Source organism: Enterobacter genomosp. S (genome assembly GCF_001631805.1).
Lineage (GTDB): Bacteria > Pseudomonadota > Gammaproteobacteria > Enterobacterales > Enterobacteriaceae > Enterobacter > Enterobacter quasihormaechei.
Genome location: NZ_LVVA01000001.1, coordinates 462,109 through 477,682 on the forward strand (window position 1 = coordinate 462,109; position 15,574 = coordinate 477,682).

The 15,574-nt window shown below is 57.4% G+C and carries 14 protein-coding genes; all 14 read right to left on the bottom strand.

Annotated features, from left to right (window positions below):
- Window positions 1-107: 107 nt before the first annotated feature.
- The 14 genes from A3466_RS02190 to gspD all read right to left on the bottom strand — a co-directional run bounded on the left by A3466_RS02190 (window position 108) and on the right by gspD (window position 15,573).
- Window positions 108-1,898 carry a chitinase gene (locus A3466_RS02190; protein WP_063449201.1) on the bottom strand — a complete coding sequence of 597 codons (1,791 nt, stop codon included), beginning with the start codon at window positions 1,896-1,898 and terminating at the stop codon, window positions 108-110.
- A gap of 135 nt (window positions 1,899-2,033) precedes the next feature.
- Window positions 2,034-2,474, bottom strand: coding sequence for a type III secretion system invasion protein IagB (iagB, locus tag A3466_RS02195; protein WP_063449202.1), 441 nt, complete (start codon window positions 2,472-2,474; stop codon window positions 2,034-2,036).
- Window positions 2,475-2,582: 108 nt separating this feature from the next.
- On the bottom strand, window positions 2,583-5,309 hold the full coding sequence (locus A3466_RS02200; protein ID WP_063449203.1) for a glycosyl hydrolase family 18 protein: 2,727 nt from the start codon (window positions 5,307-5,309) through the stop codon (window positions 2,583-2,585).
- A 255-nt stretch (window positions 5,310-5,564) separates the two neighbouring features.
- Window positions 5,565-6,362: a prepilin peptidase gene (locus A3466_RS02205; RefSeq protein ID WP_063449204.1), complete on the bottom strand. Its 798-nt coding sequence runs from the start codon at window positions 6,360-6,362 to the stop codon at window positions 5,565-5,567.
- The gene (gene gspM / locus A3466_RS02210; protein WP_063449205.1) at window positions 6,359-6,844 is read right to left on the bottom strand and encodes a type II secretion system protein GspM; all 486 of its coding nucleotides are present in this window, start codon (window positions 6,842-6,844) and stop codon (window positions 6,359-6,361) included. The genes A3466_RS02205 and gspM overlap by 4 nt, the downstream gene beginning before the upstream one ends.
- The gene (gene gspL, locus A3466_RS02215; RefSeq protein WP_063449206.1) at window positions 6,841-7,974 is read right to left on the bottom strand and encodes a type II secretion system protein GspL; all 1,134 of its coding nucleotides are present in this window, start codon (window positions 7,972-7,974) and stop codon (window positions 6,841-6,843) included. The genes gspM and gspL overlap by 4 nt, the downstream gene beginning before the upstream one ends.
- Window positions 7,975-7,989: 15 nt before the next feature.
- Complete coding sequence (gene gspK / locus A3466_RS02220) at window positions 7,990-9,000, bottom strand: type II secretion system minor pseudopilin GspK (RefSeq protein WP_063449207.1); 1,011 nt, start codon at window positions 8,998-9,000, stop codon at window positions 7,990-7,992.
- Window positions 8,997-9,644 carry a type II secretion system minor pseudopilin GspJ gene (gene gspJ / locus A3466_RS02225; protein ID WP_063449208.1) on the bottom strand — a complete coding sequence of 216 codons (648 nt, stop codon included), beginning with the start codon at window positions 9,642-9,644 and terminating at the stop codon, window positions 8,997-8,999. Before gspJ ends, gspK begins: the two co-directional genes overlap by 4 nt.
- Window positions 9,641-10,021: a type II secretion system minor pseudopilin GspI gene (gene gspI, locus A3466_RS02230; RefSeq protein ID WP_063449209.1), complete on the bottom strand. Its 381-nt coding sequence runs from the start codon at window positions 10,019-10,021 to the stop codon at window positions 9,641-9,643. The genes gspJ and gspI overlap by 4 nt, the downstream gene beginning before the upstream one ends.
- Window positions 10,014-10,499, bottom strand: a complete 486-nt coding sequence (gene gspH, locus A3466_RS02235; RefSeq protein WP_063449210.1) for a type II secretion system minor pseudopilin GspH — start codon at window positions 10,497-10,499, stop codon at window positions 10,014-10,016. The genes gspI and gspH overlap by 8 nt, the downstream gene beginning before the upstream one ends.
- A complete protein-coding gene (gene gspG, locus A3466_RS02240; RefSeq protein ID WP_028012525.1) occupies window positions 10,499-10,948 on the bottom strand; it encodes a type II secretion system major pseudopilin GspG in 450 nt (149 codons plus the stop codon). Before gspG ends, gspH begins: the two co-directional genes overlap by 1 nt.
- Window positions 10,949-10,951: 3 nt before the next feature.
- Window positions 10,952-12,160 (bottom strand): type II secretion system inner membrane protein GspF, encoded by a 1,209-nt coding sequence (gspF, locus tag A3466_RS02245; RefSeq protein WP_063449211.1) that lies wholly within the window; start codon window positions 12,158-12,160, stop codon window positions 10,952-10,954.
- Window positions 12,160-13,638: a type II secretion system ATPase GspE gene (gspE, locus tag A3466_RS02250; protein WP_063449212.1), complete on the bottom strand. Its 1,479-nt coding sequence runs from the start codon at window positions 13,636-13,638 to the stop codon at window positions 12,160-12,162. Before gspE ends, gspF begins: the two co-directional genes overlap by 1 nt.
- 15 nt (window positions 13,639-13,653) lie before the next feature.
- A complete protein-coding gene (gspD, locus tag A3466_RS02255) occupies window positions 13,654-15,573 on the bottom strand; it encodes a type II secretion system secretin GspD (protein ID WP_063449213.1) in 1,920 nt (639 codons plus the stop codon).
- Between the last annotated feature and the right edge of the window lies 1 nt (window position 15,574).

The following is a 15,574-nucleotide window of genomic DNA, read 5'->3' on the forward strand; positions in this document are numbered from 1 at the left end:
CCGGGCCTACAACTGCACCGTACTGTCCCCTCGCCCCTCTGGGGAGAGGGTAGGGTGAGGGGAAAGAGCAAACACAAAAACGGCAACCCGAGGGTTGCCGTTTGCTTTTACAGAGCCGTCCAGGCATCAGCCCATGCCAGGCCTGCGCCCGGTTCATAGTACGACGGGGCGCTGTTACACCAGCCGCTGTACGGGAACGGTTTGCACTGGAACAGCTTACCGTGGTTGTTCACGATATCACCTGCGTTGTACTTGCTGTTCGCGCTCCACGCCGGGTAAGACGTGTCTTCTTCGGATGGCGTTGACGCTTTCGCCTTCACGTTCAGCAGGTAAGTCGTGGTGCTGCTCAGCTCGCCGTCGCTGACGGTCAGGCTCACTTCATACTGCTGCGCCGTTGCAGACTCCGGTGCAGTGAAGGTCACTACCGCTTTGTCTTCGCCAGCCACGGTCTGGCCGTCCTGAGCGCGCCAGGTATAGGTCAGCGTGTTGCCGTCTGCGTCGGTAGATCCTTCCGCGCTCAGCGAAACCTGCGCGCCCGCTTCAACGGCACCGATTGGACCTGCAATCTGCGCAACCGGCGCGTGGTTCGCCACGACAGGCTCTGCCGGCGTTTCATCCTCGGCTGGCGTCGGAGCTGGCGTTGGCGCTGGGGTCACCGGCGTGTCGGCAGAGCCGTCATCATTCACGATATTGACGTTATAAAACTTCTGCACGCACTTGGTGTAGTCACCGTCTTTGAACGCGCTGAACGGCGTCTGGTAGCCCACCAGCTGGCAAGAGTAGGTCTTACCGTCTGGGGTATCCGCACTCCATCCCCAGTCCTGCTCCCAGTAAATCTTCAGGGCGCCCGCACCGTACTCGTCGAACTGCTTCATGTTGGCGCAGCCCAGCACTTCGTTTGCCGGAACCTGTACTTTCAGGTAGTTGGCGAACTCTTTGTAGTACTTAATCCGGTTCTGGGACTGGGCAATCTCGGTTGGACCGCCGCACTCAACGCCGCCGTTAATGATCTGGGTGGTGACGCCGAAGCCCGGCACCAGGCCGTTGGCTTTATCGTGATCGTTCGGCTGCCACGTTCCGTCGATAACCTGCAACATGCTTGGTTTTGGCGGCTGCGGGTAGGCGAAGAAGAAGATCGCACTCGCCAGGTTCAGCCAGGTGTCCGCCACCAGCTCAGGCTTGTCGAGCAGGGTACGCACGTCGCCGTACATCGCTTCCGAGAACGGACCGTAGTTGTAGTTGTAGGACAGCTGCTTCGCCCCGCGGCCGAAGTAGCTCAGGAAGTCGCCGTCTTTATCTTTACCGCACGGCCAGGTCTGCCCCTGCCAGACGTCCGGGTTACACTCGCCGTTATAGCCGCCCTTCTGCCCTTCGCTCCAGCCCATCTCACGCACGTGCACCAGCGCCTGGCGCCATTCGGCTTCCGGACGCCAGCTTTCGTGGCCGCCGGTTTCCTGGGCAAAGTGGGCAAACATGGTGGCCAGCTCTTTGCGGCAGATGGCATCGCTGTCACGACCGTCGTCGTAGGTCTTACACAGCGCCGGGAATTTACCCACGGCCTTCAGGAAGTTGCTGTAGGTATAGGCTTGAGCGCGCAGCGGGAAGAGATATTCCCAGTCGCTGGCTTTCACAATCCCTTCAACGCGCTTAACGTTTTCCGGGTTCGCCGTGCGGCCTGGCTCAATCATTTCGACCTGCGCGTTATCCAGCGTCCTGATGGTCTCCTTAACCGACGTCATGAGCGGGAAATCGGTTAATTCTTTTTCTTTCTTCGCCAGATCGCTGGCTTTCATAGTGTACGGCTCACTGCTGGTTTCCTTCAGATTTGCAGCCTGGGCCATCAATGGCGCCACGCAGGCTCCCGCAATGAGTACACTCAGTAACGTCCTTTTGTTCATTTCAGTATTCCTGTTTATTTCAGATTAAACGTTAAAAAACCCAGCTTATGTATTATTCCGTTAATACATAAACCACATTCAGCTGTTTTCACTTTTCGAAGAACACCTTCAGGAATTCTTCAAAAATAAAAAACGTTAATACCGTGCCGCTAATTTCAGCTGTTGGTATTTCGCCCAGACCTTGTGGGCATATTTCATACGCTGCGGATAATTCTCTTTTTTTAACCCGGCGTTATAGGCGCCTACCGCCTCCCAGTTATAGCCATACACTTTAATCATGCCGGAGAGAATCGAGGCGCCCACCATTATGGACGTACACGGCTCCGTCATTAAGCGATACTCATCGATGCCCCGGCTTTCCAACGCGGTAAAATGCGTGCTGTTAATTTGCATCAGTCCAACATCACGCGTGCCGTCGCGGTTTTGTCCAACCGCATACGGATTCATTCCAGATTCCACATTCGCGATGGCATACAATAAATAAGGATCGACATGATAATAATGCGCCGCTTTATCCCAACAGTTCGCCAGTGCGCTTTGGCTTATTATTAACAATAACAAAATGAGCTTTTTCATTTTCACCTGCTGACAGTATCGGTTATTTCTCCTTACCCACATCCTGTAAAATGAATTTAAATCGCTCACCGCACCGTGACGGGCGCGGTGAGCGTTTATCGGGTCAGATTATTTGCAGTCTGGTGCTGCGCCTTCTTTCACCCATACATCGCTGTTCGCAGGGTTATCACCGCGGGTCCACCATTTCGCACGGTAAACATTGCCCTCGTACGTGGTGGTTTCGCCGCCGTTATAGACCACATCGGAACGCCAGTTGAATTTCACCTGGCTGACCAGTTCCCACGCTTCTGCGCCGAAACCAGGCTGGTTGCCCTGAGTCCAGTACTTCGCTTTCCACACCAGGTTGTCGAAGCTCACGATGTCGCCACCGTTGTAGACCTTGCTGGATTCCCAAACCGCATGCTGGCTGGCCGCCGGGTCAACTGGCGCATCGCAGCTGCCGGTTGCCGTACCCTGATCCGCCGGGGTAGTGCCTTCGTCAGATGGGGTATTCCCTTCATCAGACGGCACGTTACCTTCGTCGGCCGGGGTGGTGTCTTCGTCCACTGGTGCCGGCGCCGGCGCCGCTTTCGGGTTCACCGTTACCTGCACGTTAGACTGCACGCTGGTTTTGCCGTCAGTGACCACAACGCTCAGGGTATAGGAAGAGGTGTTGTTAACCTCTGGCGCAGTAATGCGAACGTTGGCGGTATTTGTCCCCGTTGCGTTCATGTCTGCCGGTACGCTCCAGCTGTAAGTCAGCGCGTCGCCGTCTGGATCGGTCGCCTGTGCATGCAGGGAAATCGCTTCACCGGCTTCAACGGTCACGGCGTCCATGGCATTGATCACCGGCGCCTGGTTCGCTTTCGGCGCTTTGTTCACAACCTGCACGTCGATCGCGTTGCTCAGGCCTTTCGCGTCAGTCACGGTCAGGCGGAACACCAGGTTCTGATCGCTGGTCACAGCCGGTACGCTGAAGCTGGCTTTCGCTTTGGTGCTGTTCGCCAGGGTCACGGTAGCGCCGGAAACCTGCGTCCATTTGTAGGTCAGCGCATCGCCGTCCTGGTCGCTGGAGGCTGAACCGTCGAGCGTGACCGTCGCCGGGCCCGTTACCGTCATGTCGGTAGCAGACGCGACCGGCGCATGGTTGGTTACAACCGGCTCAACAGGCGTAGAGCTGCCGCCCAGCAGGCTTTCGTTCATGGCGTTCAGGATGTCGCCGTTATCAGATTCGATAGACCATGCGAACAGGCCGCCCAGGTTTTTGTTCAGTACATATTTGCCCTTCGCGTTCACGGAACGGGCGTTATCGTAGCTCACCAGCTCGCCGGTAGACTTGTTGAACACGTACGGTGCTTCTGCTGCTTCGTCGTATTTGTATTCCCAGCCTGGTTTGCCCAGCATCTGGTTTACAATCTGACGGTAGTCAACAATACCGTTTTCCCATGTCCCTTTGATTGGACCCGTCGCGGTACCGGTGAATGGATTGTCACCCGTGTAACCGTGAACGCCGGTCCAGCCGCGGCCATACATGCCCGCACCGACGACGATCTTGCCAGGCTGAACGCCCTGCGCCAGCATCTCTTTCACTGCGTTATCGGTGGTGTAGTTGGTATCTGGTTTCCAGGACGCACCGTACAGCGCGGTCTGGTGACCCAAATCGGTATTACTCCACGCACCGTAGAAGTCGTAGCTCATCAGGAAGATATGGTCGATGTACTGCTGCGCGGTGTTGTAATCCACGTCTTCGATCTTATCTTTACCTGCACCGATTGCGGTGGTCAGTTCGTAGGTACGGCCAGTTTCCGCAGACAACTCGTTCAGCATCTGACGCAGGTCATGCATCAGCGCGGTGTAGGTCGCTTTATCGGTCTGCGGGTTACCCAGCTTGGCGTTTTCACCGCCGCCGCCCGGGAATTCCCAGTCGATATCCACGCCGTCGAACACTTTCCAGGTGGTCAGGAAGTCTTTAACGGACGCAACGAAGCGGTCACGCAGCACTTTGTTATCCATCTGATAGAACGGGTCGGACAGGGTCCAGCCGCCTACGGATGGCAGAATTTTCAGGTCCGGATGCGCTTTTTTCATCGCCATCAGCTGACCGTAGTTGCCTTTATACGGTTCATCCCAGCCGGTCACGCCCTGCTGAGGTTTCTGCAACGCCGCCCACGGATCGTGGATCGCCACGGTGTAGTCCTGGCGGCCCTGGCAGGCGCGCTTCAGAGACTCCAGCGCGCCGGAGGATTTGGCGCTGTCGTTAATGCCGTCGCCGCCGCAGATTGGAATGAAGCCGTACAGCAGGTGGTTGATGTTCGCCACCGGAATTTTGTCCGCAGAGAAGTTACGGTCGTACACGCCCCACTCGGGGAAGTAAGCGCCAACCACTTTATCAGTGTGCTGCGCGAACGCTTTGTTGTTTTCCAGCAGCGGGGTGTTGAGCGGCAGCAGGTGGCTACCGTCGGTGTCCGCCACGATGATCAGCTTGCTGGCGCTTTTGGTGCAGCCGCTGTCATTACACAGCTCGACCTGCTCCTGATAGCGTCCGCCTTTTTTCACTTTGAACGTCGCAGAGCCGGCGGTGCTGCCCGCTCCGGTCCAGACGGTCTGGCCGTCCAGCAGCACTTTTGCTGACGTAGGGGCGTCGCCACTCCACACGTTCCACTCAACCTTCACGTCAACGCCATCTTTATGCACTTTGATGAGGTTGTTGTAGTCCTGTGCCGCCTGATCCACCTCTACCAGCGCAAACTTATCGTTGCCTGATGTAATTGACGGAGTACCCGGCGCCGCTGCAAATACCGAGCTCGTTGCGGCTGCAACAAAAAGCGCCAGATATTTAGGCTTCATAAATTTCATTTTTATTTCCTGATAAATTTATTCGTAACGTTAATAATCCATGTCTTCCTTGAGATCATGGATGCGCTTCGCATAATGCGTATTTAACCAACCTGAATGCCGTGAAAAAAAGATTGTTACTGCGTTGTATTCCTCCATAAAAAGATACAAGCCTAAATTCCGTCTAGCTTATATCCCTTACAATACACCGGGCGTAAAGAGACGTCCTTCTCCTCCACCGTCAAAAAAGTTTATAAAATAACTTGACCGCTATATTTAAAATGTGGAAACCAGTTGCTGGCTGATAAACACGATTATTCCAGCAAAGGCGAGATAAGGTCCGAAAGAAATAGTGTGGTTATTTTTATTTAAATTATTCAGGACGAAATAACCGACGATACCGCTTAACGCTGCCGCCAGCTCAATGGTGGGCAGCGCCTGCCAGCCACACCAGGCGCCCAGCGCCGCCAGCAGCTTAAAATCGCCGTACCCCAGGCCTTCTCGCCCCGTGACCAAACGAAAGGCCCAGTAAAGCAGCCAGAGCGACAGATAGCCCGCTACCGCGCCGAACAGCGCGTCGTGCAACGGCAATCGGTGATCAAACGCATGGAGCAAGAGCCCTGCCCACAGCAGCGGCTGGGTCAGGCAGTCCGGGAGAAGCTGGTGCTGCCAGTCGATCATCGCCAGAGGCAGTAAAAAGAGCGCCAGTAACCACAGGGAAAACATCGCCTGTACGTCCGGCATGCACCAGGCCGTGACGCCAAAAAACAGCGCGGAGAAAAATTCGACCAAAAATAACCGCAGCGGGATGGTCGTGCCGCACTGGTGGCAGCGTCCCCGTAATAACAGCCAGCTGACCAGAGGAATATTTTCCCATGCAGCCAGCCTGTGCTGGCACACCGGGCAGTGCGAGGCAGGAAAGAGTAGATTGCCGCTCCCCTCCTCGTCCATCATCATCCCCGGCAGGCGCTCGGCCACAACGCCAAGAAAGCTGCCCATAATCCCGCCCAGGATCGCACTCATCATCGCGAAACTAACCGGACAGGCCTCCCGGATCAGCGAGACGGTATTCATGCATTTTTAGCCCAGGTGAGCTGCACCTGCGCTTTCACATCGCTGAGATGGTCCACCGGCGTGAGGTTTATTTTTTGCAACCTGACGCCGGAGGTCTGATTAATTTCGCGCAGCCAGCTTTTTAATTCATACACATTTACCCGACTCACCACGAACGATAACGTTTGTCCCTCCTGGCGCACGTCCGTCAGTGTAAGATTAATTTCATGGGCGCTTTTCTCGACCACCGTACGTGGATTATCCGTTTTGACTAACTGGACCTGAAGATGATTTTTATTAATTTCACTGCGCATCCAGTTAAGCGTCTCTTTTTGTCTTTTAAGCGTCGATTTACTATTTTGAATCATATTATCCAAAGGGATCACTCCTGCGTAATACACCGCAGCCCCAAACAGGGCAACGATGCAGAGTTTTAAAATAACTTTCTCCCGGGCACTGTAATTCTGATAGCGTGTTTTCAGCTGCGCGATTCGCTCTTTCATTTATGTTTCCCTGCGATCATGGCGGTATACGGTTCGGTGGTTGAAACAGGCTGTAAGGTAAAATCAAAATTCTCACGGGTCTGATTAACAAACGCCTGCAACGCGGGCTGGTTTTGCGCGCTGACGCTCAGCGTCAGCGTGTTTTGCTGCGCATCGTATTCCAGCAGATCGATTTCTAGCGCAGGGACTGACTGCCGGGCGGCCGCCAGCTCGTCCAGCTGAAGGAAAATCCCCTTGCTCTGTTTTTTGACGTTCTGACCAAAGTGATATTTGATGTTGGTCTGGTGACGCATGCTGGGGAAATGGTGCTGATACACCTGGAGGATCTCCTCCTGTATCTGGTTTTCCTGCTGCACCAGCATCCAGGCCATCGCAATGCGCGGCCCCAGCAGCAGGCCAACGGACAGCAGGCCCGCCGCCGCCAATGCGGCTTTCATGCGTTTCGCGACGCGCCCGTTACTGGCCTTGAGGCTGAACTCACCGTGAAGCAGATTCGCGCGACAGGCTTGCCACTGCGGCTGGATCAGCACCAGCGGATGCTGCCAGGCATGCTGCACATCAACGGTGACGTTTGCAGGCGCGTCGCCGTAGCACCACACCTCGCCTTCGCCGGCTTTCTGCATCAGCAGCGGCAGCAGGCTTGCCTCCATTTCTGCCGCCACGTGGGGCGATAAGCGCAGCCAGTAGCCATTATCCTGCGCGACCAGCGTGCTGCCGCCTGCCGCCACGGGCAGCAGCCAGGCATCAGGCAGAGCCTGAATCACGCGGAGTCCGGCCTCCTGACAGCGAGCCAGTGCCGCGCGCAGGCGGTCGGCGTCAATGGCCACGGCGTCGACCTCGGCCCCCTTTTTGTGGAGCACCGTCCAGTGGAGGGTGTCCACGTCGCCAATCAGCGTCTCTTCCGCCATCCATGAGAAGGCCATCGCCTGAGAAGCCACCTTTTTCGGCAGCGTGAAGTGGCGGAAAATCATGTCGCCGGCGGGCAGCAGGAGACAGACGCGTGCCGCCAGCGGGTGATCGGCCAGCGCCTCCAGGCTGTCGAGCACCTCAACGTGCTCGCTGCCGGACTCACACCACATTATTTTCCCGCCCTCGCGGCTGTCGGGACGAACAAAAAGTACCTGTTTCATAACGTTCTACTTTTCTTATTCAATCATTCGGTAACGGCGCTGCCACGTCACGATCTCACCGGCTTCGTTATTAATCTGAAGCTGGCTGACCACGCGAAGCGTTAATTCGTCGGTATTGCCGCTGTAGTTCACGCGGAAGTACCGGCTGTTTACAGAAAAGCGATCGGCCACCTGCGGGAGGTCATCTTTTACCTGCGGGAAGGTCTGCTCCAGCGCTTTGCTGAACGCCTCCATATTCTCCCAGCCCGATTCAGGCCGCGAATCCAGCAGGCGAACGGCATCATCCTGCGTGAGTTTTCCGGGGAACATGGCCGCCAGCACGGCGGCCTGTTCCGGTTGCAGGGTGTTCACGTCAACCTTGCTGGCGGCATCCGGCAGCGCGCACAGCAGCTTACTCACCTTCGGGTACGCCGAAGCAGGAAACGCCGGCAGCAGCTTGATTTCCGCAATGCTGCGCATCATCTGGTTTGCCGGTTGTCGCGCGGGCACAACGCCGGCCCACGCGTCGCTTTCGGCACCCTCTTTCACCGTTGTGCTGTCACCATCGAGATAATCCACCAGCTGGAAGTAGACCTCCTCCGCCGTGCTCTGGCTAAGGCCGCTCTCCGTCAGCAGTTGTTCGACACTCTGCTCTTTATGTGTTTTTTCCACCACGGCAGGCGCACTTTGCCCCTGTGGTGCGACGTCGGCGGTCAACAGGTTATTGACGTTAAAGCAGTCCTGGGCGTCTTCCACCTGGCTTACGACCGTGTAATCTTCACCCCGCGTCTCCAGCGGCTGATGCCAGTCGCCATCCAGCGCCAGCGGCTTGCTTTCACCGCTGGCGTCAGTCTGCAACCGGTCCTTTATCACTTTTTCCTGGGCCTGCATCGCCCAGCGCAGCTGCTGCTGGCTTACCTGATAATGGGTTTTCTGCAAATTTCGGCAGAACTGCTGGCTGATTTTGGCGGCCAGGGCGGACATCATCACCAGCAAAATCAGCACCACCAGCAGGGCAACGCCCTTTTGTTGACGGATCCGGCTCATGGTTTTGCCTCCGGCAAAGGGGCAGCATCCGGGGTCGCCGCCGGCGCGTCGGCGGCCTTCTCAGGCGCTGCGGCAGCGGCGACTTCCGGCATATCGCCCGGCGTGGTAAACACCCAGCGCCAGGTCTCCCCGTTATCCATCGTCAGCGTGGCCTCCACGCCGTCCGGCAGATGGGTGGCGTCGGGCCAGGACTTCAGCCAGCCCTGACGGTAAAACTGCCACTGTAACGCTTTCACCCCGCTGACAATCGGCACATCGTCGGGCTTCGCGTCTGCCGGACCGTCAATCACCGGCCAGACGTCGCGATACAGCCGCCCCTCCTCCAGCCGCCAGCGGACGCGCTCAAGCTGAACCGTTCCGCTCACGCTGTTCAGGGTGGTTAGCTCAAGGGCATCACCCTCCTGACGAAACAGCTCCGGCTCATTGCGCGGGGCACGCGCCTGGAGCTGGAAAAAATCACGCTCCATCAGACTCCAGGCGCGCTGAAGCTGGTTGAGACCGGCGGCGCTGGCATCCGTCGCCGAGCTGGTACGCATCGCGCCGTCCAGAATTTGCCAGGCCAGGGTGCTGATCACCGCGAAGATGGTCAGCGCAATCATGATCTCCAGCAGGGTAAACCCGCGCTGGCGTCGCGTTTTTTTCACTTGCTCTCTCCCGGCGGAATGACGTGCAGGGAGATGACCGGCTGGCTCTCGTCGCCTTCCGCATAAACGCGAATGGCATTCGCCCAGACGTTGTCGGCGGTTTTCACCCGCTGCTTGCGCCAGTTCCAGCTGCGCCCGCCCATCATCTCCGTCCCCTGCTGCTCGGCATCCGGGAAGTCGGTTTTGGCGAGCTGTGCTTCCGCCAGCTGGTTTTCCGCCACCCAACTGGCCTGCAAGGTATCGGCCAGACCATGGGTAAACCGCACGTTGAGGGAGACCGAGTTCATCAGCGCCAGCGCGGCAGTGGAGAAAATCACCAGGGCAACCATCACCTCCAGCAGCGTCATCCCCTTTTGCTTTTTGTTGCCCTTAGTCATCGTTTTCTACCGATACCGGTGCCGCACCCTGCGACACCACGCGGAAATGGTGCTGTTTGTCGTCACTTTGCAGCATCAGCGTAAAGCGGCTGATTTCACCGTCCGGTAAAAAGATCACCTGCGGCTCGGACGTCACCGTCGCGGCCAGGCGCTGCGGCGAGAGCGACACGTGCATCTCTTCCGGGAAATGACCTTTGGTGGTAATACGTCCGGCGGATAATGGCACCCAGTGACGCTCGCCATTTTTATCGTCGATCGTCACCAGCTGATATTTATCCGGGGTCATCACCAGCCCGACAATATTTCCGTCCATGACCGCTCGATCTGAACCATAATCAACGAGGGCTTTTAATTGCTGGCCAAATATATCCGCACCGCTGCGTGAAGGTATGGTTGACACCACCATCATGGCGCAACTGGCAAATATCACCAGCGCCAGAATAATTTCCAGCAACGTAAAGCCGCGTTGATTTTTCATTATTTCTCTTTCTTATCCAGAGACCAGTTGGTAATGTCATCGGCGGTATTCGCTTCGCCGTCCGGACCGGCGGAGAAAACGTCCACCGCGCCGTGTTCACCCGGGCTAACCAGAATATAATCACCGCCCCACGGGTCCTGCGGCAGGCGGCGGATATAGCCATCAGCACGGTAGCCGTTCGGGATTGGCGCGATTTCAGGCTTGGTTACCAGCGCCTGTAAACCCTGCTCGGTTGTCGGGTAGCGGTGGTTATCCAGCTTATACATATCCAGCGAACCTTCGAGCGCGACAATATCGCTGGTTGCTTTTTGCGTATCTGCTTTTTCTTTATTGCCCATTAAGTTTGGCACCACCATGCTCGCCAGTACGCCGAGAATAACAATGACCACCATTAATTCGAGCAAGGTGAAACCCGCCTGGCGAGCCAGGTTTTTACGTTTTAAAGCCATGATTTAACCTACCATATTATTAAGTTGCAGAAGCGGTTGTAATATTGACAGCACGATGAATAAAACAATCGTCGCCATGGATACCACCAGCGCCGGTTCAAATACCGACAGCGTTAATGTAATTCGATGCTGCAATGCCGATTCCTGGTTTTCCGCCGCGCGGTCCATTAAATTGCCTAATTCCCCGCTCTCTTCGCCGGAGGCAATCATATACAGCATGGTCGGCGGGAATAATTTCGCCTGTTCCAGCGCGGCATACAGCGACGCCCCCTGGCGCACGGTGTCGGCGGCCTGCTCCAGCACCTGCCGGGCATAGAGGTTTTCGATACCGTCCATCGCGATGTACATCCCCTCCAGCAGCGGCACGCTGCTGGCCTGCAAAATGCTCAGGGTACGGATATAGCGGGCGCTGTTGATGGCGCACACCAGCTTTTTAATCGGCGAGCCGTTCACCAGCCAGCTGTGCCAGCGAAAACGGTTTTTCACGTTTCGCACCCAGGTCTTAAAGCCGACGAACGCCCCCGCCAGGCTGCCGGCAATATAGATGCCCCAGGCTTGCAGGAAATCACTGACCGCAATCAGCGTGCGGGTGGTGATCGGCAGCTGCTGCTTCATGTGGGTAAACTGCTCAATCACCTGCGGCACCACTGCCACCAGCAGAATGCTGATGACCGCGATGGCGACCACGGTGAGGGTAATCGGGTAGACCATCGCCTGCGTCAACTTGCTTTTCATCTTCTGGCGCTGCTCGTTGTACTCCGCCAGCTTTTCCAGCACGTCGCCCAGGTGACCGGTTTTTTCACCGGCCATCACCAGCGTGCAGTAGAGCTTGTCGAAAGTGCGCGGAAACTGGCTGAAGGCGTCGAACAGCGTATGCCCTTCCACCACCTTCTCGCGGATCTCCACCACCATCGCCGCCAGCTTTTTGTCTTCCGTCTGCTTTGAGATGGCCTTCAGCGCGCTCTCCAGCGGCAGCGCGGCGTTTACCAGCGTCGAGAGCTGGCGGGTAAACATCGACAGCACTGGCGTGGAGAGCTTCGCCCCGGTTTGTGCTTTTCCGGCTGCCGCCGCCTCGCGGGTTTCGGTGATGCTTACGGGCATCAGCTTTTGTTCGCGCAACGTCTGGCGAACCTGCTTTTGCCCCTCGGCCTGTAGCGTCCCGCGCTGGGTTTTTCCGGCAGCATCCGTCGCTGTCCAGGCGTAGAAGGCCATTACGCATCCCCCCCACGCTCGGCGGTAACGCGCATGACCTCTTCCAGAGACGTCACGCCGCTAATCACCTTCAGCAGCCCGTTTTCGCGCAGGCTGTAGGCCTGCTTAAACAGCTGCGTTTCGATGGACATTTCGTCCTTATCTTCATGAATGGCGCGGCGCATGGTGCTGTCCACCACCAGAAATTCATGAATACCGGCGCGGCCCTGATAGCCGCTCTGGCGGCAGTGTTCACAGCCTACCGCGCGGTAGATCGCTTTTGGCGGCGCGTCCATAAAGCTGAACAGCGCTTTTTCATTGGCGTCCAGCGGACTGGTGGTCCGGCAGTGTGTGCACAGCCGACGCACCAGACGCTGGGCAATGACGCCGAGCAGCGATGAACCGATTAAGAACGACTCCAGCCCCATATCCCGCAGGCGGGTTATCGCCCCGGCTGCGCTGTTGGTGTGCAGCGTCGACATCACCAGGTGACCGGTGAGCGACGCCTGCACCGCAATCTGCGCGGTCTCCCCGTCGCGAATTTCCCCGATCATCACCACGTCCGGGTCCTGACGCAAAATCGCGCGCAGCCCGCGGGCAAAGGTCATGTCCACGCGGGGGTTAACCTGTGTCTGCCCCACCCCTTCCAGCTCGTATTCAATCGGGTCTTCCACGGTCAGGATGTTGCGTTCATGACCGTTCAGCGCCGAGAGAATGGCGTACAGGGTGGTACTTTTACCGGAACCCGTCGGGCCGGTAACGAGGATGATCCCGTGCGGGCGGTCGATAAGCCCCTTCAGCTTCTCCAGCTCTTCATCAATCAGCCCGAGCTTGTTGATGTCGGGCTTCAGGTTGCTTTTATCGAGCAGGCGCATGACCACGCGCTCGCCGTACTGGGACGGAATGGTCGACACACGCACGTCGATCGCCTTGCGGCCGATGCGCAGAGAGATACGGCCATCCTGCGGCAGGCGCTTCTCGGCGATGTCCAGCTTCGACATTACCTTGATGCGCGACACCAGCAGCGGGGCGAGCTTACGCGCCGGCTGTAGCACCGGGCGCAATACGCCGTCGACGCGGAAGCGAATACTCAGCGTGCGCTCGAAGGTTTCGATATGAATATCCGACGCGCCGTCCTTCACCGCCTCGCTGAGAATGGCGTTGATCAGGCGGATCACCGGCGAGTTTTCGTCGTTATCGAGCAGATCTTCGTTATCCGGGATCTCCTCGGTTAGCGCCATCAGGTCGATATCCGCGTCCATATCGTCCACCAGCTGCTGCGAAACGCCGCTGCTCTGCTGCCAGATTTTGGCCAGCAGCTCATCGAAGGCTTCCGGCGTCAGGGTGACCGGAACGAACGCACGTCCCAGCACACGGCGCACCTCCAGCAGTGCATACGCCGGGGTGTCCTCACGGATAAAGACCTCGTTGTTGTAAAACAGAACGCCGTTATCCTTTGCGTAGCTACTGCTGCACAGCGCTTTACTCAGTTCGTCCACGTTGCCCCCTCCGCCTTAGTGTTTGAACGGATTGCGCGTGGCGCTGGATTTCACCGGCGCGGCGCTGGCGTCGACAGGAAACGCGGGCAGGACGGCATTGTCGCTCGGCGCAATGATGCCGAGCTTTTTCTCTTCCAGCCGCTGCATCTGGCGCACCCGGATCTGATCATATTTCTCCTTCGACGCCGCGCTGTAGTTGTCGTCGTCACGCAGGACGGTGGTATGAATAAACACCATCAGGTTGCGCTTGGACGTATCCTGCGAGGTGTAGCGGAACAGCTGGCCCACCAGCGGAATATCGCCGAGCAGCGGCACCTTAGAGACCGACTGCTTAGTGACGTTTTCCATCAGGCCGCCGAGCACCACCGTCTGGCCGCTGTGGACCATCACTTCATTATTGATGGTGCGGGTGTTAAAGGTCGGGCCAAGGCTGGCGTCTTCCGTCGCGCTGTTGTCAACGCTGGAGACTTCCTGCTCAATCTTCAGGTGGATCATGTCGCCGTCGTTAATCTGCGGCACAATTTTCAGCTTGGTACCCACAGTCTTGCGCTCAACAGAGTTGAAGACGTTGTCGCCGCTGGTGGTCTGCGAGCCGGAAAGGACCGGCACGTCCTGACCCACGTTAAACGACGCTTCTTTGTTATCCAGCGTGACCACGCTCGGCGTGGAGAGGATGTCGTTTTTGCCGTCGGTGGAGAGCGCGGTCACCAGGGCGCCGAAGTCGCCGTTAAAGAAGCCGGTCGCCAGGCCGGTGAAGCTCGTCCCCTTCATGGTGCCGTTCTTGATCTGGCTAATCGGTAAGCCGGTGGCGCCGAACTGCACGCCGCCGTGCTTGCCGGTCCACTGCACGCCGAGATCCATGCCGTTACCGTCCTGCACTTCCGCAATGATCGCTTCCACCAGCACCTGCGGACGGCGAATATCGAGCTTGTCGATCACCTTCTCCAGGGAGTTCATCACGTTAGGCTGGGCGGTGATCACCAGCGAGTTGGTTGACTCGTCGGCGGTAATATTCAGATCCGTCGCGGCGCTCGCGGTTTTCGCTTTGGCCGCACCCGGTTTGTCTTTCAGCTGCTCGCCGATACCGGTCAGCACCGGAACCACTTTAGTGGCGCTGGCATACTTGAGGTAGAAGACGCGGGTATTCCCCTCGTTATTCTGCTCGCGATCGAGCTGGTGAATCAGGGAGCGGGTGCGCATGCGTGCATCTTCCGAACCGCTGATCACCAGGCTGTTGGTTTCGTCATCTGCCACCACCTTGGTGGCGAGCTGCGGCGCGTTCTGCCCCTTCTGCTCTTCATTGTTGAGGTTGTTCAACATGTCGGAGAGCTCTTTAGCGGAGGCAAAGCGCAGCGGCACGATTTCGCGGCGCTGAACGCCCTCTCTGTCAACGCGCTGCACCAGATCCACCAGGCGGTTCACCACCGAGGCCTTACCGGTTAACAGCATCACGTTGGACGGTTCAAAATGCACCACGTTACCGATGCCGGTGGCATCGTTCAGCTGGCGCAGCAGCGGGGCCAGCTCGCGCACCGGCACGTTTTCCATCCGCACGACGCGGGTGATGATCTCATCGCCTTTGCCCGGGTTTTTGCTGTCCGCCAGCGGCGCACCGGCGGTACGCGCCACGCTGGAGCGCACCACTTTGACCATGCCGTTGTCCATCGGGATCACCGACAGACCGTACAGGTCCAGCACGCTCAGGAAGAACTGGTAATATTCATCTTCCGTCAGCACGTTGTAGGTTCTGACCGAGACGGTGCCCTGGACGGACGGATCGACCAGGATGGTTTTGTTGAGATTGCGGCCTACCGTATCGATAAACTCGCGAATATCGGTATTTTTAAAACTCGCGCTAAAGTTAGCTGCAAGCAGCGAACTGGAATATAACGACAATGCGGTCAGCGCCACGCACGCCCATGGAAATTTCTTCATG